Here is a 21838-nt window from a genome sequence, read left to right on the forward strand (position 1 = left end):
TATGAGCGCAGAAAACGAACTATGCGCGGATGCTGCTTACCTGGCGGATGATGCCGAAGCGGTGCATCGTCACCGAGACCGCCTGCTCGAGGAGGAAGGGAAGGAGCTCACGGCGGCCATCGGCCAGCACCGGCTGGTCCAGGACCACGGAGTTGGATTCCACCGCGGCCTCAAAGACGCCTGGCTCGACAGAACCCACGGTTCGAATGCGCGCGGATTCCAAGCCGGAAACCTCGCGGGCGAAGGCGCTTGCCTCCACGGCATCGATGTCAAAGCCCAGCTCGCGCAGCTCCGCGGCCTTCTCCGGCGCGGCGCTGAAGCGCACGGGTGAGCCGGTGCGGGTGGCGGCGAGGGCGAGGCGGGAGACGTCGCGAAGCGCGGCATCAGTGCCAATGCGCACCTGGAGCGGGGTGAGCACCGGGCGGTAGCGGAAGACATTGGCCTCACAGACCAGGCCGGCGCGGTCGTGCTTGCGGCCGAATTCCTGCTGCCAAGCCAGTTCATCGAGCTCTGCCGCGCGCCACAGCCAAGCGGTGTCCTCTTCCGAGAGCTCCAGCTTGCCAAAGGCACGCAGCTGGGCTGCCACCGGCTGCGAGATGTCCACGTCGAAGGGGCGCAGCGGACCCTCGGACCAGGTGCCGAACTGGGTCACGTAGTTCGGGCCGCCTGCCTTGGCGCCCGGGCCCATGACGGACTTCTTCCAGCCGCCGAAGGACTGGCGCTGCACAATCGCGCCCGTGATGCCGCGGTTGACGTAGGCGTTGCCCACCTCGACGCGCTCGAGCCAGTAATCGATTTCGTCGTTATCCAGCGTGTGGATGCCGCCGGTCAGGCCGTAGCCGGTGGAGTTCTGCCACTCGATGGCCTCATCCAGGGTCTCCGCATGCATGATGCCAAGCACCGGGCCGAAGCACTCGTTGACGTGGAACCAGGAACCTGGGCGCACGTTATCGCGGATACCCGGCGACCACAGGGTGCCCTCCTCGTTGAGCTTCTCCGGCTTCACCAGCCACTTTTCACCCGGCTCCAGCTGGGTCAGGCCGCGCAGCAGCTTCTCGCCCGGGGCCTCGGCTAGGCCATTCATCGTCGTGGTGATGTCGTAGCCGGGGCCGGTGATGAGGGTCTTGACGGCGTCGACAAGCTGCGAGCGCAGGCGCTGCGACTCGCCAGCCGCGCCGACGAAGATGACCAGGGAGGATGCGGAGCACTTCTGGCCGGAGTGGCCGAAGGCGGACAGGTAGAGATCCTGAATGGCCAGGTCCGGGTCCGCGGACGGGGTGATGATGAGCGCGTTCTTGCCGGAGGTCTCCGCCATGATGTTGAGCTCCGGCTTCCAGGAGCGGAAGAGCTTGCCGGTATCGGAAGCACCCGTGAGGATGACGGCGTCGACATCGGCGTGCGAGACCAGCGCGCGGCCGGCGTCACCCTCGTCGGTGAAGACGAGCTGGACCAGATCCGGGTCGAGGCCCTGTGCCTCCAAGCCGGCGCGGAAAGCCTCCACGACGAGCTTCGCGCAGTGCACGACCTGCGGCGCGGGCTTGATGATGACGGCGGAACCCGCAGCGAGAGCCGCCGCAATGCCGCCGGTGGGGATGGCCACCGGGAAGTTCCACGGCGGGGTCACTACGGTCACGCGGTAGGGCGTGAACTCGGCGGAGTAGCGCTCCAGCAGGCGCGCGGACTGCGCGTAGTAGGTGCAGAAGTCGATGGCCTCGGAGATTTCCGGGTCTGTCTGCGTGACGGTCTTGTTGGCCTCGTAGGCGGCGACGGAAATGAACTCGCCGCGGCGGTTGGCCAGCTCATCGGCCACGGCCTCGAGCGCGCGGGCGCGGTCCTCGGCAGCGCGGGCACCCCACTCGGCGCCGAGCTCGGCGGCGCGGGCCACGTGCTTGTCGACGACCCCAGTCTCTGTCACTTCCTCCACCCCGTGCTCACCCGGGTCGGTGGCCAGAGCCTTAAGCGCCCACTCGCGGTTGGCTTCCAGAGCTGGGTCGGTGTCCGGCTCGTTAGCGAAGCGCCCGGTGCGCGGTGCCTGGCGGCCGGCTGCCTGCTCGGCCTCCTCCAAGCGGTTCTGGGTGCGGCGCGGGCCGGCGAAGGTATCCCAGCGCTGCTCGACGGCCTCGCGGAAGACCTCCTCTTGGTCCTTCAGCGCCTGCTCCTCCGGGGCGAAGAGAGCGTAGAGGAAGTTTTGCGGCGCAGAGTTCTCCTCCAAACGGCGCACCAGGTAGGAGACCGCGACATCGAAGTCCTCCATGTGCACCACCGGGGTGTAGAGGATTTGGCGGCCCTCGAAGGCCTTGCGTACCGCGGTCTGCTGGGCCGGGGACATGCCCTGGAGCATCTCGGAATCCATCATGCGCATGACGCCGCGCTTGGTGCCCAGCTTGTAGGCAAAGGCCGCGGTGTAGAGGTTGTGTGTGGCCACGCCGATGCGCACGCAGTCAGCGAACTCGGGGCGCAGGATGTAATCGAGCAGGCGGTAGTAGTTGGCGTCCACCTCATCCTTGGTGGCATAGGGCGCTGCCGGCCAGCCGTGGATTTCACCCTGGACGTGCTCCATGGACAGGTTCGCGCCTTTGACGATGCGAATCTTGATGTGGGAGCCGCCCTCGGCCACGCGCTGTTTGGCGAACTCGGCGAGGTGGGCCAGGGCGTCGAAGGTATCCGGCAGGTAGGCCTGCAGGACGATGCCGGCCTCGAGGTTGGTGAACTCCGGCTCGCTGAGAAGCTCGGTGAACAGGCGCACCGTGAGGTGGAGGTCGTGGTATTCCTCCATGTCGAGGTTGATGAAGACCTTATCGGGGCGGCGCGCGGCGGCCTCATAGAGCGGGCGCAGGCGCTCCTTGAGGCGGACCAGGGAGCCCTCGATATCCCACGGGTTGAGCTGGGCCACCATGGAGGAGGCCTTGACGGAGACGTAGGTCACGCGCGGGTTCTTGATGAGCTTGAGGGTGCGCTCGGCGCGGGAGCGCGCCTCGTCGTCGCCCAGTACGGCCTCACCGAGGAGGTTGAGGTTGAGCTGCTCGCCGGACTCGGCAGCCTTGTCCAGGGTCTTGTTCAGGGCATCGCTCTCGGCGTCGAGGACCAGGTGGCCCACCATCTGGCGCATGCGCATGCGTGCCAGCGGCATGACCAGGTTGGGCAGGATGGGCCCGAAGAACCCACCCAGGCCCACCAGCGAGCCGTTGATGAGGCCGAGGAAGGACGCGTCATAGGTGGTGGTGACGGACTTCAGCGCGTGGGCGGCTACCTTGTCATCCTCGGGGCGCATGACGCGGTCCACGAAGTCCATGGTGAAGGCCACCCCGTCCGGGTTGCGCAATAAGTCTGCGAGTTGTTCTGTGGCCGGATCCTGCTCGTCGGCGGTGGAGGCGAGCCAGGAGTGGGCCTGGGCCGCGGCGTCGGCGATCAGCGCGGCGTCAATGTCGGTGGATTCGGGAACGGGGGTGTGAGCATCGTTAGTCATGGATTACAACCTTTATGGGTCTCAAGGCACACTGGTGCGGCCTTGCGGAAAGCGGAAACTGCAGACTTTCTAGTCCAACACGGGCGCATACTCTGCGCCGTGCCGTTCAGTCTGTGTGAAAAGAGGTGCTTATTTAACGCTGGCGTACACAACCGGTGGCCGATCGGAAGAACGACGCTGCCTAATGAAGTGAGCATTCATGTGCGACCACCCTTCTTGCGTGTGGGGAGCAGCCAGGCAACGGCCTGGCCTGATTAGCGAGAAATCGGTGACCTTGATATGGCCCGCCGCACAGAAATCGTAGACGTGTAACCCATCTCGCTTACATGAAAGCTAGCCCCTTAAGTTGGGGTGAGTCAATCCCACAGGTGTTGTTTTGAGGGGAGGGTGCTACCCCCGTGTTAGTGGCTGAGATAGTCCGCGAGATCTGACGCGATTTTCTGTGCGCCCAGAGGCCCCAAGCCGAGTGCCCACGTATCGTCGCTGACCTCGATGGCATGGCCGTCTTTGACCGCAGGTAGCCGTTGGAACGCCGCGGTAGAAACGGCGGTGTCTTGGCCGGTGGCGGAGGGATCTCCGTAGCTGCAGTAGAAGATGTAGTCGGCGTCCGCTTGGTCAATGTTCTCCGGCGAGATTTCCGCAGCGAGCTCTTCGATGTCCTGGTTGGCGGGGCGGGCGAGGCCGGCGTCATCAAGCACCGTTCCAATGAGTGAAAGGCGCCCGTAGAGGCGTACCTTGCCCGGCATGAAGCGCAGAATGGTGACGGTGGTGTCTTCGCTAGCTGGCCCGTCCTCAATGACCTTCTTTACTTCTTCGATCTTCTTGTCATAGTCGGCCATGACTTGTTCGGTGCGCTCCTCTTCTCCGAGGGCTTCACCGATGAGTCGGAAGTTTTCTTTCCAGGTGTATCCAGGGCGGATCGAGAAAACGGTAGGTGCGATGGAATTGAGCTGGTCATAGTGCTTATCCATGCGCAGCTGCGAGCCGATGATGAGGTCGGGGTTGAGCGAAGCAATCTTTTCCATATTGACTTCGTTGATCGTGCCTACCGTTTCGATGTCACTTGCTTTGTCGGCCATGTAATCCGGGACGGGATTCTGGCCCTTGGACGTGGTCATGCCGACTGGCTTCATGCCGAGTGCTAGGACGGAATCGAGTTCGCCGCTTTCTAGAACAACCACCCGTTGTGGCTTTTCTTTGAGTTCGGTCGTTCCGCGTGCATGCGTGACCGTGCGTGGGAATTGACCAGGGGCTGCATCGCTGCCAAAGCTTTGGCTTTTCTCTCTCGCCCCGGCAAAGCCTTCGCCTCCGGTGGCCACGGAGTCATTTCCCGAGGCTGAATTGGAGTTTCCTGATTCTTTCCCGGACGGTGAGGACGCAGGGTTAGAAGCGTCAGCGTTTGAGTTGGTGTTTTCGAGGCTGGCGCAGCCGGTGAGCGCTAGCGCTGCGGTAAGACCAACAGCAGTGAGGCGGAGGAGAGGGGTGCGGGGTGCGATTTTCTTTCGAATGTTCATAAAAGGTAGCCTAACCTAAATTAGGTCGAGCTAAGGAAACGTGAGCATATGAAGGTATTTGGGTGGTGTCGGTGATTGAGCAGGGGTTGCGCGCCGGAAAGAGAAATACCCGGCGTCTTGGTTGGGTAGTAGTTGCTGGCCTTGCCATTCTCTGTATCGGCGTGGCGCTGTCACTGGCGTTGGGCGCGCGTAGCATTCCCTTCAGCGACGTGTTGGCCGCCCTTCGGGGACAGCCTGGTATAGCTTCCTCGATCGTGTGGGAGAGGCGTCTTCCCCGTACACTCGTTGCTGTTTGCGCAGGCTGTGCTTTGGCCCTCGCTGGTGCAGTTCTGCAGATCATGACGCGCAACCCTTTGGCAGATACCGGAGTTTTCGGGATTAACGTAGGCGCCAGTTTGGCCGCCGCCATTGCTCTGGGCTGGTGGGGGTGGCAATCACCTTTTGCGTTTTCGCTCGCAGCCATCATCGGTGCGGCAGTGACCATGCTGCTGGTCACCGCGGTCGGGCGTGGCAGAGCGGGCGATGTTGATCCGCTGAGACTGATTCTTGCAGGCGTAGCCATCGGGGCGGTATGTGAGGGCCTGTCCTCCGCGCTGATCCTGATAGATCCTCACGCCTTTGCAAGAATCCGTGCTTGGGTGACGGGCTCCGTTGACGTTGCTTCGTGGACGCCAGTGGTGATTGCCTTCGGCGGACTGGTGGTAGGCGTGGTGCTACTGATTGTCTTTGCTCGCCACTTGCCGCCCCTTGCTCTGGGGGATGACGTTGCGGCGAGTCTCGGCATTAACCTCAAACTGACTCGTTTGGGGCTTGTCGCGGCGGTAACGGTGTTGGCTGCTACCGCCACCGCAGCGGCGGGGGTGATTGTGTTCGTTGGACTAGTTATCCCGCATGTTGTCAGGCTGTGCGGGATATACGAAGAGCGGGCACAGCTTGTCGCCGCTGCCGTGGTGGGGCCTTTGTTTTTATTGGGTGCCGATATTGTGGGCCGCTACCTCACTGCTGCTGAGTTGCCGGCTGGCGTCACGGTGTCGCTCATTGGTGCCCCAGTATTGATTGCGCTGTCCCATCGCGCTGGAAGGAGGCTGTGATTGTGAGCGTGAGAAGTGTTTTGTCCTTTGCAGGCATTGTGATCGTCGCGCTGGCTATTGCTGCCTATTCGCTCTTCTCGCCTGGTGCCGGGCAGGATAGCGCAGCGTTGTGGTCCGTGGCTACGAATCCCAATAGCACTGACTTTGCGGCCACCGTCGTGTGGCAATGGCGTGCTCCGCGGGTGGTTGCCGCGATTGTCGTAGGAATGTGTTTGGGCATAGCGGGCGCCATCTTTCAGATCCTCACCCACAATCCGCTGGGGTCACCCGACATTATCGGGTTTAATACCGGTGCCTATACCGGTGTCATCGCGGTCTCCTTGGCGAGCTTTAGCTCCGCATTCAACATTGCGCTAGGCGCGTTGGTGGGTGGGACTATCACTGCGTTACTCATCATGGGGCTTTCATTTGCCGGAAGGCTCACGGGAGCAAGGCTGGTTGTGGTGGGGATTGGAGTGACGTTCTTCCTTTCAGCAATAAACAAGTGGTTGATTCTTAGTGGTGAGTTGGAGCAGTCCCTAGGTGCGGCGACTTGGGCTGCTGGAACATTGAATGCTGTGTCCTGGGCGCGAGTTATTCCATTGGGGGTGCTGGGAGGCGCGGCGTGCGTCGCTGGGTTGTTGCTGCGTGGCTGGTGTGACGCGCTTGCCCTGGGGGATAGCACGGCGAGTGCGTTGGGGTTGAACGTGAGTCGTGCACGTGTGGTGATGGTTCTGGTTGGCACAGTTCTTGTCGCTGTATCGACGGCGATAGCGGGCCCAATCTCATTTATTGCCCTCGCGGCCCCTCATATGGCTCGGTTGCTCTCGCGTCCAGACAGGACGCCGGTGTTGCTCTCTGGAGTCCTCGGTGCACTTTTCTTGCTCGCTGCCGATTTAGCAGGGCAGCGGCTGTTTTTCCCAATTACTCTGCCTGCCGGTCTTATTACGGTCTGCGCCGGTGGCATCTACCTGGCGGGTTTGCTGCTGTGGCAATCCCGATCTGCCGGAATGAAAGGTCAGTAAAGTGAACCAACTAAAAGTATGTGACGGTGCGCCGAGCGTGCGGGCTGAGGGGGTGAGCATGTCCTATGGGAGGACTGCCCCGTTAATTCTCGACTCGGTGGATGTGTCTTTTCCGGCCGGGAAATTTTCTGCCATTATCGGCCCCAATGGTTGTGGAAAATCCACTTTGGTGAAGGTGTTGGCGCGGTTGGAAATGCCGAACGCGGGCGCGGTGTGCATTGGCGAAGAAGATGCAGCCGCATTCTCTCGGCGTAGCTACGCTCGGCGCGTCGCCGTGATGTCGCAGCAATCCATAGCTCCCGAAGGGATCAATGTCAGGGAACTGGTTGCGCGCGGGCGATTCGCCCACCAAGGATTTATGGGGTGGAGGAGCCAGGAGGACGAGCGTGCCGTTAGTCGTGCGCTAGCAAAGGTGGGCCTTGAACAACTGGAGACGGCCGAGGTAGCGGCGTTGTCTGGCGGTCAGCGTCAGCGTGCTTGGTTGGCCATGGCCCTCGCCCAGGAAACGCCTGTGCTCTTCTTGGATGAGCCAACGAGCGCGCTTGACATTGGATACCAGCATTCCTTCATGCGGCTGATGCGGCAGCTGGCAGGAAGCAAAACCCTTATTGCGGTCATTCATGATTTGGCGCATGTATTGCGCTATGCGGATCACGTCGTGGCGATGAAAGATGGAACGGTGCGGGACGCGGGCGTGCCGCGCGAGGTCATCACCCCTGCCCTTATTGAGGAACTCTATGGGCTGTCAGTCCGCGTTGTAGATGTGGACGGTGAGCCGGCAATCGTCCCTGTAGGGTGAGTCTCCGCCAAACCGGGTTTGTTTTCCCAGCGTGTTGGCGATAAATAAAAAAGTTGAGTCGATCGGGAACAACTTTGAGTTTGCCTGCGTTGTGTAGGTTGAGTGACCGGCGCTCAGGTTTGGATGACTTTGAGTGTCGCTTCTGTTAGAGTCGCTGACTGGACGCGGCAGAAGTTGAGTCGCGCACTATCAACTTAAAACAAACCCCAACACGCAAGGAGAAAAGATTATGGGACGCGCAGTAGGAATTGACCTTGGTACCACCAACTCGGTTGTATCCGTGCTGGAAGGTGGCGAGGCAACCGTTATCGCTAACTCCGAGGGTTCCCGCACCACCCCGTCCGTCGTGGCTTTTGCCAAGAACGGCGAAATTCTCGTTGGCCAGTCCGCCAAGAACCAGGCGGTCACCAATGTTGACCGCACCATTCGCTCCGTCAAGCGCCACATCGGCACCGACTGGACCATCGATATCGATGACAAGAAGTACACCCCGCAAGAGATTTCGGCCCGCACGCTCATGAAGCTGAAGCGCGACGCCGAGGCTTACCTGGGTGAGGACGTTACCGACGCCGTCATTACCGTCCCGGCTTACTTCGAGGATTCCCAGCGCCAGGCCACCAAGGAGGCCGGCCAGATTGCAGGCCTCAACGTCCTGCGTATCGTTAACGAGCCGACTGCCGCCGCGCTGGCTTATGGCCTGGAGAAGGGCGAGCAGGAGCAGACCATCCTGGTCTTCGACCTCGGTGGCGGTACCTTCGACGTCTCCCTGCTGGAGATCGGTGACGGCGTTGTTGAGGTCATGGCTACCGCTGGTGACAACCAGCTCGGTGGTGACGACTGGGACCAGCGCATTGTCGACTGGCTCGTCGATAAGTTCAAGGCTTCCCAGGGCGTTGACCTGACCAAGGATAAGCGCGCTGTCCAGCGTCTGCGTGAGGCTGCTGAGAAGGCCAAGATTGAGCTGTCCTCCTCCCAGTCCGCCAACATCAACCTGCCGTACATCACGGTGGACTCCGAGAAGAACCCGCTCTTCTTGGATGAGACCCTGTCCCGCACCGAGTTTCAGAAGATCACCCAGGATCTGCTGGACCGCACCAAGGAGCCGTTCAACCAGGTCATCAAGGATGCTGGCCTGTCCCTGTCCCAGGTTGACCACGTGGTCCTCGTCGGTGGTTCCACCCGTATGCCGGCCGTGTCCGACCTGGTCAAGGAGATGACCGGCAAGGACCCGAACAAGGGCGTTAACCCGGATGAGGTCGTGGCAGTCGGCGCTGCTCTCCAGGCAGGCGTGCTGCGCGGTGAGGTTAAGGACGTGCTGCTTCTCGACGTCACCCCGCTCTCCCTCGGCATCGAGACCAAGGGTGGCGTGATGACCAAGCTCATCGAGCGCAACACCACCATCCCGACCAAGAAGTCCGAAACCTTCACCACGGCTGATGACAACCAGCCTTCCGTGCAGATTCAGGTCTACCAGGGCGAGCGCGAGATGGCTTCCGCCAACAAGCTGCTCGGCTCCTTCGAGCTCGGCGGCATTGCCCCGGCACCGCGTGGCGTGCCGCAGATCGAGGTCACCTTCGACATCGACGCCAACGGCATCGTCTCCGTCTCCGCTAAGGACAAGGCCACCGGCAAGGAGAACACCATCAAGATTCAGGATGGTTCCGGCCTGTCCCAGGAAGAGATCGACCGCATGGTCAAGGACGCCGAGGCACACGCCGAGGAAGACAAGAAGCGCCGCGAGGAGCAGGAGACCCGCAACCAGGCCGAGTCCACCTCCTACCAGACCCGCAAGTTCATGGATGAGAACTCCGACAAGCTGCCGGAGGACTTGAAGAACCGCGTGACCGAGGCTGCCGATGCCGTCGATGAGGCGCTGAAGGGCGATGACATCGAGGCGATTAAGTCGGCCGTCGAGAAGCTCGGCACCGAGTCCCAGGAGCTGGGCAAGGCCCTGTACGAGGCACAGGCTGCTGAGGCGGGCGCCGAGGGTGCCGCTGCTGGCGACGCCGCTGGTGACCCGAACGTCGTCGACGCCGAGGTTGTCGACGAGGACGACGAGAACAAGGAGAAGTAAACCATGACCTCCCCTCAGGACCCGGGCAACCCGGCCAATACCGACCCTGAGGCAACCTCCGCTGAGGCTGCGGAGGCTGCCGCCGCCGAGGCCGCTTCTGCCGACGGCGCCGTGGATGACGCCACGGCGAACACCGCTGAGGCAGAGGCCGCGGTAGAGGACGCCGCCCGCGACATCACCGATGAAGCGGCCGCGGGTGAGGAGACCGTTGCGGAAAACTCCTTGGAAGCTCAGCTCGCTGAGCGCACCGAGGACCTGCAGCGCCTCAACGCGGAGTACACCAACTACCGCCGCCGCACCGAGCGCGACCGCCAGGCCGTGATCGAGACCACCAAGGCCAAGGTCTTGGCAGACTTCCTGCCAATCCTTGATGACATGGAGCTCGCTCGCCAGCACGGTGACCTCAACGAGGGCCCGCTCAAGGCCATCGCGGACAAGCTCACGGGCGTGCTGACCAAGAACCAGCTGACCCCGTTCGGCGCCGAGGGCGATGCCTTCGACCCCGAGGTGCACGAAGCGGTCCAGGACTTGTCCACCGGTGACGAGCAGGTCATCGGCACGGTTCTGCGCCGCGGCTACACGGTGGGGGAGCGCGTTGTGCGCACCGCCATGGTGATTATCGCCGACCCTGCAGAGTCAGCCGATACCGCTGAGAGTCCGGATAGCTCGGACAACGCAGAATAGGTATTGCAGGTGGCGTCAGGGCTCAATGTTCCTTGGCGCCACTCTTCTTTTCTCTACTTAGTTAGCTTTTTACTTAGCAAAAAATCTTAAAACCCAACCATGAATCGACTCTCCTGAAAGGAGGAGATGCCCAGTGAACGCTAAGCCAGAATGGGCAGACAAGGATTATTACGCGGATCTGGGGGTCTCCTCATCCGCTACCGCCGAAGAGATTAAGCACGCTTACCGCAAGCTGGCCCGCCAGAACCACCCCGATGCCAACCCGGATAACCCCGCGGCGGCGGAGAAATTCAAGCAGGTGGCTGAGGCCTATGACGTGCTCTCAGACAAAGCTACCCGCAAAGACTATGACCAGTTCAAGGCCATGATGCGCGGCGGTGGCTTTGGACGGAGAGGAGGCGCCGGGTTTCCCGGCGGGTTTCGATCCACGCACATGGGTGGACCGGGTGCGCAAGAATTCGACATCTCGGACATCTTCGGAGGATCCGCTCGAGGAGCGTCTCAAGGCGGCGGTCTTGGGGATATCTTCGGTGGCGTTTTCAACCGCGGCGGTGGTGCTGGCCACACAGCTCGGCCGTCGCGGGGGGCCGACGTCGAAACGCAAATAACCCTCGACTTCCGCGAGGCGGCGAAGGGAACCACCATTCCACTGCAGCTCAGCGGCGAAGCTCCCTGCACCACGTGCCATGGCTCCGGTTCAAAGAGTGGCAAGTTGTCGACGTGCTCGACGTGCGATGGCACCGGTTTCACTTCTGAGCAGCGCGGTACCTTCGGTTTCTCGGCGCCGTGCACGGACTGCGATGGCACCGGCCAGCGCGCCGAGGATCCGTGCGCGGATTGCTCCGGTTCCGGAACGGTGCACCGCACCCGTTCCATCACGGTGCGCATCCCCGCAGGCGTGATCGATGGCCAGAAAGTGCGCCTTGCTGGTCAGGGTGAAGCTGGCCCGAATGGCACGCCGTCCGGTGACCTCTTCGTGGCGGTCACGGTAAAGCCCGACAAGGTCTTCACCCGGGAGGGCGACGACCTGCACGTCACCGTCCCCGTCTCCTTCGCGGAGCTGGCCTTAGGGGACACCATTACGGTGCCGACCCTCGATTCACCCGTGCGCGTGAAGGTACCGGCGGGCACGCCCGATGGCCGCACGTTGCGCGTGAAGGGCCGCGGTGTGGCCAAGCGCGGCGGCAAGGCCGGTGACCTCATGGTGACCGTACAAGTTACGGTGCCCTCCACCCTGGATGCTGCTGCCTCCTCGGCACTGCGCAGTTACGCGCAGGCGGAGAAGGACTCCGGCTTCGATCCGCGCGCCGGCTGGGCCGGCAACACGGTAGCCCGCTAGGAGGAGGTGCATGATGAGCAAAGACAGGATGAACCGAAGCGATGCGGCGCAGCCCAAGGCGATGTACGTCATCTCCGTGGCTGCGGAACTGTCTGGCATGCATGCTCAAACCCTGCGCACGTATGACCGGATGGGGTTGGTCTCCCCGGCCCGCACCTCCGGCGGTGGGCGCCGCTATTCCGAGAGCGATATCGAGCTTTTGCGCAAGATCCAGACGCTCTCGCAGGATGATGGTGTGAACTTGGCTGGTATCAAGTCCATCATCGAGCTGACCGCGGAGCGTGACCGCCTCGCCGCCGAGCGTGATGAGTTGCAGGCCGAAGTTGAGCGCTTGCGCAGCCAGGTGCGGCCATCGCGCGGCGAGCTGGTCCACGTACCGCGTTCGACATCCGTGGTGATGTGGAAGCCGCGTCGCAACCGACGCCGCGACAGCTAGGCACTTCCCCCTCCCTTGTGGGAGGGGGTTCTCCTGTTTTGGGGCCCAGCCAGCCCTGCTCGGCCTGAGGCCGCGTGCTCTTCGCCTAAAAAGTGCCGTTGTTGCCAAAGTTCTTGTTCAAAATTGCGGCAGAGGCTAAAACTTTGGCAGCAAGGCGCCTTTGGGCAACGACCCCAAAAGCTTTCCTCATTGAAAACGTGAGTTTGGCAATACTTATCGCTACACTCGCGTCCAGCGTTGTGCTGCCTGCCACTTGTAGATGCGATTGTGTGGGCGGCCACCGTGACGGTACTGAATCCACGAGAAAGGCACTAGGCACATGACTTTGTACGCAAACCCAGGCACCCCTGACGCCATTGTCAACTTCCGCGAGCGCTATGACAACTACATCGGCGGCGAGTGGGTACCGCCGGTCGATGGTGAGTACATGGACAACATCACCCCGGTGACCGGTGAGGTTTTCTGCCAGGTGGCCCGAGGTAAGGAAGCAGACATCAACTTGGCCATCGATGCCGCGGAGAAGGCTTTCGAGACTTTCGGCAAGACCACCCCGGCGGAGCGCGCGCTCCTGCTGCATCGCATCGCGGACCGCATCGAGGAAAACCTGGAGAAGATCGCCGTCGCGGAAACCTGGGAGAACGGCAAGGCTGTGCGCGAGACCCTCGCCGCCGATATCCCGTTGGCTGTTGATCACTTCCGCTACTTCGCCGGCGCCATCCGCGCACAGGAGGGCCGCCTGTCCCAGATCGACCAGGACACCGTGGCTTATCACTTTCACGAGCCGCTGGGTGTGGTGGGGCAGATTATCCCGTGGAACTTCCCGCTGCTGATGGCGGCGTGGAAGATTGCACCGGCGCTGGCCGCAGGTAACACCATCGTGATGAAGCCGGCTGAGCAAACCCCGGCATCGATTCTGCTGCTCATTGAGATTATTGAGGACCTCCTGCCGAAGGGCGTGCTCAACATCGTCAACGGCGTCGGCGAAGAAGCTGGCGTGGCTCTGTCCACCTCGGAGCGCATCGCCAAAATCGCCTTTACCGGCTCCACCCCGGTGGGCAAGATCATCAACAAGGCTGCTGCGGACAAGGTCATCCCCGTCACGCTGGAGCTCGGCGGCAAGTCACCGTCTATCTTCTTCGCGGACATCATGGACAAGGACGATGCCTACCTGGAGAAGTGCGTGGAGGGCTTTGTCATGTTCGCCCTCAACCAAGGCGAGGTCTGCACCTGCCCGTCCCGCGCATTGATCCACGAAGACATCGCGGACAAATTCCTAGAACTGGCGGTGGAGCGCGTAAAGAAAATCAAGATTGGCCACCCGCTCGATACCGAAACGATGATGGGCGCGCAGGCCTCCCAGGAACAGATGGACAAGATCACCGAATACCTTGAGGTGGGCCCGAAGGAGGGTGCGGAAACTCTCGTCGGCGGCCACGTGAACAAGGTGGAGGGCCTGGAAAACGGCTACTACATTGAGCCGACCGTCTTCCGCGGCACCAATGACATGCGCATCTTCCGCGAGGAAATCTTCGGACCGGTGCTCTCCGTGGCCACGTTCAAGGACTTCGAGGAGGCCATCCAGATAGCCAACGACACCAACTTTGGCCTTGGTGCTGGTGTGTGGTCGCGCCACCAGAACACCTGCTACCGCGCCGGGCGGGAAATCCAGGCCGGCCGCGTGTGGGTGAATCACTACCACGTTTACCCGGCGCACAGCGCCTTCGGCGGCTACAAGGAGTCTGGCATCGGACGCGAGAACCACCTCATGATGCTGTCCCACTACCAGGAGACGAAGAACATGCTGGTGTCCTACTCTGAGGAGCACGCCGGCCTCTTCTAAAAGGCAGCAACCCCACGTGGCTGCCTACTAATAGCGTCGTGCGATGATGCCCAGACCCCGCAGGAATGCGGGGTCTTTCCAATAGGAGCCATGATCGCCCGGAAGTCCGCTAGCACCTGGCAGAGGTGTTGCACCGAAGGCGGGGGAGGTGGGATCGGGGCCATGGATGCCACCATGCGGACCGGTGGTAATCGCGATGGGATCCTCGGTGTTTCGCGCGCTCCAGACACGGCCGTGCAGCTGTGTGGCACTATCCACGGAAGCGCCGGGGCTGCCGACGAGCACGACGTCATCCGCAACATAGTCTTGCTGCGCGGCTTTACCTACAACCACCGAGCCATAGGAATAGCCGATGAGGATGTGCTGAGCCCGAGGAAAGCGCTGTCGCAAGGCGCGTTGGAAGCGGCCTAGCTCGGCGGCCCCGCGGCGCGCCGGGTCTTCGTGTGCCGCGCGGGACAATGTGGGCGGGGCGGAGTAGCCAATCCACGCCACCGTAGGCCCATGGGTGGCGCGGGCGATGGCGCGTGCGCGCTCCATCGCAGTGGGCCAGCTCGCTGTATCGGAAGAACCTACCCCGCCCACAAACGTGCTGACCTGGGCGGCGTGTGTGCCGATGTTCTCTGGGTCCACGAGCGCCACCAGCCGCCCAGGGCTGGCCTCGAGCACGGTGACATCCGGGTTAGCCGCGGCCAGGGAGCGGACCTCCTCGCTGGCCATGGTCAGCTGGAGCTCGTGCAACTCGGTCAGCGAGAGGTCGCCGTAATCCTCCAAGCGGCTGGGTGGTTGGGCAAGCTCCGGAGTGCACAGGGCGGTGAGTTGGCGGGCGCAGGCCCAATCGAGGACGTCGGCAAGCGCGTCCAACTGCCCCAGCGCCACGCTGGCGGGTTCTGCAAAAGCGGGGACCGAAGCCAGCCGCACAGCGCGTGCGCGCAGCTGTTCAATTCTCTCCTGCAGTGGTGCGTAGAGGCTCAGAATGCGCGCGGCAAGGCGCATCTGCTGCACGGGATTCACCAGATTGTCGCTGGCGCGGTGCAAGGAACGCCGCGCGGCATCGGCGCCAACGCCAGAAATCGCTAGACCTACCCAATGATGGTGCGACGCAGCTATATAACGTTCCAGCTCAGATGCGTTTCGTTCCATCCCTAACGCTTCCAACCGAAGCGCCCCGGCCGCGCTCATTGCGCTCCTCCCAAACGTGAGGAAAGCTCTGCATCAAGACCGTGGGCCAACCCCACGAAATGGTCAAGCTCTTCCAATTGCGTCCTCCGAGCTTCTTCGCTGGCCCGCCGGGCGTCCTCCCATTGGGCGCCGAGGAGCGCAAGGGCGCGGGCGGTACGGGGAGGTTCCTGCAAGGACGGAAACGCGGCGGGGCAGGCATGGCCGAAGAGGTAGCGGATCTGCTCGCGGGCAGCCCGGTCAATGTCGAGGTGGTTCATAGCATCGAGACTGCGCCAGCTCTCCTATTGCCGTAAAGGGCGGCCGTCGCGATCCGCGAAATCTGTGGATAACTAGTCCGGGCTCGTCTACCGTGGGCCGCATGAAGGTAGCAGCAGTTCAATTGACCAGTACCGGAGACGTTGAGGACAACCTCGCAGTAGCGCTCGACAAAATCCGGGAAGCCGCGGACAACGGCGCGCAGCTTATCGTCCTGCCGGAAGCTACCACCCAGAGCTTCGACTCCGGGCGTCTCGATACGCACGCGGAGGGGCTTGATGGCCCCACCGCCACCGCCGTGCGCGCGCTGGCAGAAGAGCTCGGCGTGTACGTGGTGCTGGGAATGTTCGCCCCGGCGGATACCGCCCAACGGGGAGAGAAGACCATTAACCGCGTGGCCAACGTCGCGCTCATCGCGGGCCCCGGAGTGCTCGGCGGCTACGAAAAGATCCACACTTACGACGCCTTCAAGTACAAGGAATCCGATACCGTCCGGCCCGGTGAGTCACTTGTTGTCTTCGACGCCGGGGAGCTCACCGTGGGTGTCGCCACCTGCTATGACATCCGCTTCCCCGAGCAGTTTAAGGAGCTTGCCCGCCAGGGAGCCCAGCTCATCGTCGTGCCCACCAGCTGGGCGGATGGCCCGGGCAAGCTGGAGCAGTGGCGCCTGCTCAGCGCGGCGCGCGCGCTCGATTCCACCACCTATATCTTGGCCGCAGGCCAGGCTCGCCCCGGTGGGGAGGCGAAGGCGGGGGAGGCCTCCGGGCCCACCGGGATTGGACACTCCGTCCTCGTGGCGCCGGATGGCACGCGCCTCGCGGAGGCTGGTTATGAGCCGGAGATCCTCTACGGCGAGGTGGACCCAGACACCGCGACGAAGGTTCGTGAGTCCCTCCCTGTTCTGGAGGCTTAGGCGCCTATGCCCACTGGGACTTCTTCCACGCCGCCCAGGCCTCCCAGTCATCGCCCCAGCCGTCAAGCTCCGCGGCGGAGGCCGCCCACTCGTGGCCACGCTGCCAGCTATCCGTGGTGATTGCCTCCTCCGAAACGCCACCGTCGAGCAGCGCCGCGCGCGCTAGTTCGATGCGATCGGCAGGACCGATGAGCACGAAGCGGCGGTCCGTTCCCGCCGCGAGCACCGGTTCCATCGGTTCATTGGCCACCACTGGGTTGAACCCGGCGGCCAGCGGCCGTGCTCCGAGCAGCCAGGGATCCTGCGAATCCCGAACGATGTGCCGCAGAGTGAGCTCCGGAACCAGGGCCTGCAGGTTGGCCTGAAACTCCGTTTCATAGTGCTCGCCCGGCGAGGGGGCCACGGCATAGACCTCGAGCCCGGAGGGGAGGGTGCTCCCCAGGGCGTCGAGAAGCAGCGCCCGGGCGCCTGCCCACCCGGTGCCGAAGGAAATGAGAGTGGTCTCGGAATCGAGCTGCGGTGGCTCACCGGCGGGCATGCCCAGCGTCCACCAATCGCCCGGCTGGGCCTTCGCCAGCATGGAGGAGGCCTCACCCGCCAGCGCAAGGTGGAATGTCAGCTGCCCCGAATCATCGGACGGCGCAGCCGGGGTCAGGGGGCGCCAGGTACCGGGCGTGAGCTGCGAGGTCACCGGTACGTGCTGGCCCGCGCGGTAGTCCAGCGCCATGCCGGATTCCAGACGGACCACAGCGGTGTTCCGGTTGGGCTTGTCCACCGCAACCACCTGGGCGCTGTGAGCCGGGGGAGTGCCGGCGGCATCCGCCTCCTGGGCGGCGCTGCGCATGATTGAACACACGCTGGAAATGGTGCGCGTTGCCACGTCGTGCTGGTGCGGCGTCAGCCCCAGCACCGTAAGCCCCTGCACCAGGGAAGCCTCGAATTTGGGATACACCTCAGGGGGGAAACCGTGGCGGCGATGATCGCGCCCCATCTGCGCTAGGCGCTTGGCGACGTCCCCCCGAACCCCACCGTCCTCCACATTCTCCAGCACCCACGCCAGCGCGGGGGCCAGTGAGGGGTGCGTGTCCTTCATCGACAGGGCAAAGACTTGGCGGGATTCGGCCACGGTGGCAAAAAAGTGCCTGTGTACTGCATCGCGATAGTCCTCGGCATGGTTGCGCAGGTGCTCACCCAGTTCCCTCATGCCCGCCCATCCTAGCGCCTGGGGGTAGCGCCAAAACCCCCTAGGGTTATACGTCAGGGGTGGCAAAGCGGGGAGGGAGTTGTAGTGTAATCTACGGTTCATTTCCCGAAAGTGGGTGAGTCTCGTCTCAAGGATGCCGCGATGCGCGGCATGGAAGGAAGATCTCGCATGGAAGATTTCTCTGCGTACACAATCATGACCGACGTGGGCTGGATTTCCTTGCTCATGGTTATCGGCAACGTTTTGCGCCACCAGATCAAGTTCGTATTCCAGGACTTGCTGCTGCCTGCCCCCATCACCGCCGGCCTGCTCGGCTTGATCTTGGGGCCCAATGTCTTGGGGTGGATCGGTTTTTCCGAGAACCTCGGTGATTACACTTCGCTGCTCATCGCCGTGGTCTTTGCTTCTATGGCCTTCTCCATGGAGATGGGCGGCAACATGGGCAAGGGCGCTCGCAACATGTGGGGCTATTCCACCATGATGTTCACCGGCCAGTGGGGCCTGTTCATCATCCTTGGCCTCTTGCTGTTTAAGCCTACTTTCGACACGCCCGACTGGTTCGGCATGATGCTGCCCGTTGGCTTTACCGGCGGTTTCGGTACCGCCGCGGCCGTCGGCGGTGCCTTGGAGGGTGTGGGCGCTGAGGCAGCCTCCTCGCTGGGCTTTACTTCCGCTACCGTGGGTACCTTGGCCGCCATCGTCGGCGGCATCATTGCGGGTAACTGGGGCATCCGCAAGGGCAAGGTTTCGCACGTTCCGAAGCAGCTCCCGGAGGAGCTGCGCCGCGGTTACATCTCGCGCCTGGAGGATCGCCCCTCGCTGGGCCGCGCGACGACGAACCCCTCCGCCATCGAGCCCATCACCCTCCACGTTGGCTTCATCGCCCTGACCGTGATGACCGCCTACGGCATTAACAAGGGCATCGCCTCCATCTGGGAGAACGTCTCCATCCCGTTGTTTGCCATGTCCATGGTCGTGGGCCTGCTCTTCCGCGCCGTGATGAACATGGTGGGTGCTAAGGACTACCTGGATAAGGACACGGTGAGCTCGGTCTCCGGTGCGGCGACTGACTACCTCATTGCCTTTGGTGTGGCGGCCATCGTGCCGGCAGCTGTCGCGGCCTACTGGCAGGCCCTCCTGCTGCTCTTCGTCCTGGGCACCATCTACTGCATCTTCTTCCTGATGTGGTTCCCCGCCGAGTTCTTCGGTGAGCGCTGGATTGAGCGCGGCATCTTCGGCTGGGGCTGGGCCACGGCCACCGTGGCTACCGGCATTGCGATCCTCAAGATCGTGGACCCCAAGCTCAAGTCCGGCACGCTGTCGGAGTACGGCATGGCCTACATCGGCTTCGGCCCCTTCGAGATTTCCTGGACCATCATCGCTCCGCTGGCCGTCATGTACGGCTTCACCGCTGGCTTTGGCTGGATCTCCCTGGGCATCGCGGTGGTCATCTACCTCGTGTTCAAGTTCACCGGAATGATGCCGCCGCGCGGAACCATCTTCAAGGAAGGCATCGGGCACGTCGGCTCATCGAAGTAGACGCTAAAGCCCTTCGCGCGCAATCCCCCAGGCCGTGGCCTGGGGGGGATTGTTTTATTGGTAGGGGTGTGACTTGACTGAAGGGGAGCTTGTTGAACACATTGCTCTTTAACTGAAGATAGGGGTAAAATTAAGAAGTTATTAGCGTGGCGCTCGCCCAGTGTCTGCCTTTCTTCCTCTATGTGAGCGCAAACTTAGGAAGCCGTATGCATTTTCTTTATGAAGACTCACTTCGTGAGCGTGTACTCGAGTCTGCGCTTCATATCGGAGCTGCGGAGGGAGATGAGGCCATCTCCGTCGAATCCGTGGCCAAGCTGGCGGAGCTTAGTGCTGCTCAGGTGCTTGCGGAGTTTCCTGACCGCGAGGCCATCGTGCGGGCGATCCCCGAATATGTGACTGACCGCAAGGTCAAGTTTCTTGAGGAAACGCTCGATGCGGCCCCAGGCTACGCCGATCTTTTTACCAAACTGACAACTTTTACTGAGGCCTATTACGAGTACGCCGAGCGTGAGCCGGAGCTGTTTCGCTACCTCTTTGAAAAGAAGGCCTATGTCTTCGAGGACGAATGGCAGGCTCTCTTGCAGGGCAATTTGTCCTATAACCGGACCTTGGACCTGATCTATGAAACCATCGCGCTCATCGCGACGGAGGAAAAAATCCAGGTTGGAAGCGATGTGTGTTTCGAATCGGTGGCAAAGCTCAGCGTTGCTACCTTGGCCACTGTTCATGGCATGGCACACCTCAGTGTTCTCGGCGTACTGCGGCACCAACACTCGGTGGTGCGGCGCTTCAACCTGCGCGAGGTATGCAAGGCGCTCATCGGAACGCTGTTCAAGGCGGCGGAGTCGCTAGAAATGTCGAGCCTGCGTGATCCTATGCAGGATTACCGTGCGATGCTCGCCGGCTTTGTTCCGGACCGCGATCCAGCTCTCGATATCTCTGCGATTGAGGATTTACAGAAGCTTCCTGCGGAACGCGCGCGCATGGCCGTCATGGAACGCGCTATCCAGCTGGCGGCGCGCGACGGGCTGAAGGCAGTGACCATCGAGAACGTGGCCGAGTACTTCGAGGTCTCCGATGTGTTCATTGCTTCGTTGGTGGACAATGACTTCGTGCTGCGTGAATCCGTGGATCAGGAAACCGACTGTGAGCTGGAAGCCCGCAGCCTCTACCTCCTAGAGCAGCTGCCGGAGGATGCATCGGCCGTCGACAAGCTCCTGTGCGTAGCGGTGGCCTACTTCGATTACGCGGTGACCTACCCCGAACGTTATAGCGCCTGCATCGCCGCTGCCTCTGGGTCCGTGGTGCCGCTGAGTGCGGATGGCGAGGAACAGACCAAGATGGGTGTGTCCTTCGCATTGTTGATGCGTTTTGCCCGCGAAGCGCTGCGGGAGGCCGGGTACGAACCGGAGGATCGCCTGGTTTATATCAAGAACTTCACCCTGTGGGCCGGTGCTGACGGCATGTGCCACCTAGCTTCTATGGGTGAGTTCCGTGGTATCGACCTCGAGGAAAAGTGGTCCATCTATTACTTTGTGACGGGCGTGGTCCTAGCGACCTTTGCCTACGATCTTCCCGGCAAGCAGCCGCAGACTATCTAGCCCGTTTAATCGTAGATAAACGTAGATAAACACCGGCTCTTCCGTTCTGCTGAATCCAGCAGGGCAGAGGGGCCGGTTTTCTTGTGCCCACGGCGTGCCACGATCAGCGGAAGAGGGAAACTTGAGTGTGTACCGATCAATCTAAAGTAGACGGGGGATTTCAAAAAAGTTCTAGTTGAGTGGAACAGACTCAAGTTCTGTGGCGTTATAGACAGTGAAGCTTCCTTCGCCACTGTTGTCGCGGGAAGGTTTGGACAAACAGTAGAAACGGAGAAACACAACAATGAGTTCTTTTAACCCCACCACTAAAACTCAGGAGGCCCTGCAGCAAGCGCTGCAGACGGCCTCCGCCAACGGTAACCCGGACATCCGCCCGGCACACCTCTTAGCAGCCATCCTCGCGCAGCAGGACGGCATCGCCGCCCCGGTGCTCAAGGCGACCGGTGTGGATCCGGAGACGGTGCTGAAGGAGGCGCGCCAGCTTATCGACGCCCTCCCGAAGGCCGAGGGCGCCAACATGGCGAACCCGAACTTTAACCGCGACGCCCTCAACATCCTCACCCGCGCCCAGGAGCTGGCGGGCGAGCTCGGTGATGAGTTCGTCTCCACCGAGGTTCTGCTCGCCGCTATTGCGGGCTCCAAGTCGGATGCCGCCGAGCTGCTGACCTCCCGGGGTGCTACCTATGACGCGCTCAAGGGCGCTTTCCCCTCCGTGCGCGGCGCGGCCAAGGTGACCTCGGAGAACCCCGAGGAACAGTTCCAGGCACTGGAGAAGTACGCCACGGACCTCACCGCCCGCGCCCGCGAGGGCAAGATTGACCCGGTCATCGGCCGCGATCAGGAGATCCGCCGCGTGGTCCAGGTTCTTAGCCGCCGCACGAAGAATAACCCGGTGCTCAT

The 21838-nt window shown here is 62.1% G+C and carries 17 protein-coding genes; 12 read left to right on the top strand and 5 right to left on the bottom strand.

Features of this window, described 5'->3' with window-relative positions; all coding sequences use genetic code 11:
* Nucleotides 1–19 precede the first annotated feature (19 nt).
* Both HMPREF2604_RS05915 and HMPREF2604_RS05920 read right to left on the bottom strand, forming a co-directional pair.
* Entirely contained in the window at nucleotides 20–3466 is a 3447-nt protein-coding gene (locus HMPREF2604_RS05915; RefSeq protein WP_070564017.1) for a bifunctional proline dehydrogenase/L-glutamate gamma-semialdehyde dehydrogenase, read from the bottom strand.
* A 401-nt stretch (nucleotides 3467–3867) separates the two neighbouring features.
* Nucleotides 3868–4980 (bottom strand): ABC transporter substrate-binding protein, encoded by a 1113-nt coding sequence (locus HMPREF2604_RS05920; RefSeq protein WP_070532059.1) that lies wholly within the window; start codon nucleotides 4978–4980, stop codon nucleotides 3868–3870.
* Between the two features lie 161 nt (nucleotides 4981–5141).
* Between HMPREF2604_RS05920 and HMPREF2604_RS05925 the strand changes: the two genes are divergently transcribed.
* From HMPREF2604_RS05925 to HMPREF2604_RS05960, 8 genes are all read left to right on the top strand, one after another.
* Nucleotides 5142–6071, top strand: a complete 930-nt coding sequence (locus HMPREF2604_RS05925; protein ID WP_232755653.1) for a FecCD family ABC transporter permease — start codon at nucleotides 5142–5144, stop codon at nucleotides 6069–6071.
* Nucleotides 6072–6073: 2 nt separating this feature from the next.
* Entirely contained in the window at nucleotides 6074–7075 is a 1002-nt protein-coding gene (locus HMPREF2604_RS05930; RefSeq protein WP_168162993.1) for a FecCD family ABC transporter permease, read from the top strand.
* Nucleotides 7076–7133: 58 nt separating this feature from the next.
* On the top strand, nucleotides 7134–7874 hold the full coding sequence (locus HMPREF2604_RS05935) for an ABC transporter ATP-binding protein (RefSeq protein WP_209167872.1): 741 nt from the start codon (nucleotides 7134–7136) through the stop codon (nucleotides 7872–7874).
* A 229-nt stretch (nucleotides 7875–8103) separates the two neighbouring features.
* A complete protein-coding gene (gene dnaK, locus HMPREF2604_RS05940) occupies nucleotides 8104–9948 on the top strand; it encodes a molecular chaperone DnaK (RefSeq protein ID WP_070523650.1) in 1845 nt (614 codons plus the stop codon).
* A 3-nt stretch (nucleotides 9949–9951) separates the two neighbouring features.
* Nucleotides 9952–10632: a nucleotide exchange factor GrpE gene (gene grpE / locus HMPREF2604_RS05945; protein ID WP_070532063.1), complete on the top strand. Its 681-nt coding sequence runs from the start codon at nucleotides 9952–9954 to the stop codon at nucleotides 10630–10632.
* Between the two features lie 133 nt (nucleotides 10633–10765).
* Complete coding sequence (gene dnaJ / locus HMPREF2604_RS05950; protein WP_070564019.1) at nucleotides 10766–11971, top strand: molecular chaperone DnaJ; 1206 nt, start codon at nucleotides 10766–10768, stop codon at nucleotides 11969–11971.
* A 13-nt stretch (nucleotides 11972–11984) separates the two neighbouring features.
* Entirely contained in the window at nucleotides 11985–12407 is a 423-nt protein-coding gene (locus tag HMPREF2604_RS05955; protein ID WP_070523924.1) for a heat shock protein transcriptional repressor HspR, read from the top strand.
* 319 nt (nucleotides 12408–12726) lie between these two features.
* On the top strand, nucleotides 12727–14247 hold the full coding sequence (locus tag HMPREF2604_RS05960; protein WP_070532076.1) for an acetaldehyde dehydrogenase ExaC: 1521 nt from the start codon (nucleotides 12727–12729) through the stop codon (nucleotides 14245–14247).
* A gap of 27 nt (nucleotides 14248–14274) precedes the next feature.
* Here the strand turns inward: HMPREF2604_RS05960 and HMPREF2604_RS05965 are convergent, their stop codons facing one another.
* Together HMPREF2604_RS05965 and HMPREF2604_RS05970 are read right to left on the bottom strand one after the other, a co-directional pair.
* Nucleotides 14275–15387 (bottom strand): alpha/beta hydrolase, encoded by a 1113-nt coding sequence (locus HMPREF2604_RS05965; protein ID WP_246818386.1) that lies wholly within the window; start codon nucleotides 15385–15387, stop codon nucleotides 14275–14277.
* Nucleotides 15388–15422: 35 nt separating this feature from the next.
* The gene (locus HMPREF2604_RS05970) at nucleotides 15423–15683 is read right to left on the bottom strand and encodes a hypothetical protein (RefSeq protein ID WP_070523635.1); all 261 of its coding nucleotides are present in this window, start codon (nucleotides 15681–15683) and stop codon (nucleotides 15423–15425) included.
* 101 nt (nucleotides 15684–15784) lie between these two features.
* On the opposite strand from HMPREF2604_RS05970, the gene HMPREF2604_RS05975 reads away from it, so the two are divergent.
* Entirely contained in the window at nucleotides 15785–16594 is an 810-nt protein-coding gene (locus HMPREF2604_RS05975) for a carbon-nitrogen hydrolase family protein (RefSeq protein WP_070564025.1), read from the top strand.
* 4 nt (nucleotides 16595–16598) lie between these two features.
* On the opposite strand, the gene HMPREF2604_RS05980 is transcribed toward HMPREF2604_RS05975, so the two are convergent.
* Complete coding sequence (locus HMPREF2604_RS05980; RefSeq protein ID WP_070523629.1) at nucleotides 16599–17798, bottom strand: FAD-binding oxidoreductase; 1200 nt, start codon at nucleotides 17796–17798, stop codon at nucleotides 16599–16601.
* Nucleotides 17799–17966: 168 nt separating this feature from the next.
* Here HMPREF2604_RS05980 and HMPREF2604_RS05985 point away from each other — a divergent pair, with 168 nt between their 5' ends.
* The 3 genes from HMPREF2604_RS05985 to HMPREF2604_RS05995 form a co-directional block, all read left to right on the top strand.
* Entirely contained in the window at nucleotides 17967–19337 is a 1371-nt protein-coding gene (locus HMPREF2604_RS05985; protein WP_070562383.1) for a sodium/glutamate symporter, read from the top strand.
* 206 nt (nucleotides 19338–19543) lie between these two features.
* Nucleotides 19544–20938, top strand: coding sequence for a TetR/AcrR family transcriptional regulator (locus HMPREF2604_RS05990; protein WP_070532094.1), 1395 nt, complete (start codon nucleotides 19544–19546; stop codon nucleotides 20936–20938).
* A 283-nt stretch (nucleotides 20939–21221) separates the two neighbouring features.
* Nucleotides 21222–21838: Clp protease N-terminal domain-containing protein (locus HMPREF2604_RS05995; protein ID WP_305764408.1), on the top strand; the 617-nt coding region annotated here is incomplete at its 3' end.

Source organism: Corynebacterium sp. HMSC055A01 (genome assembly GCF_001809405.1).
Classification (GTDB): Bacteria; Actinomycetota; Actinomycetes; order Mycobacteriales; family Mycobacteriaceae; genus Corynebacterium; species Corynebacterium hesseae.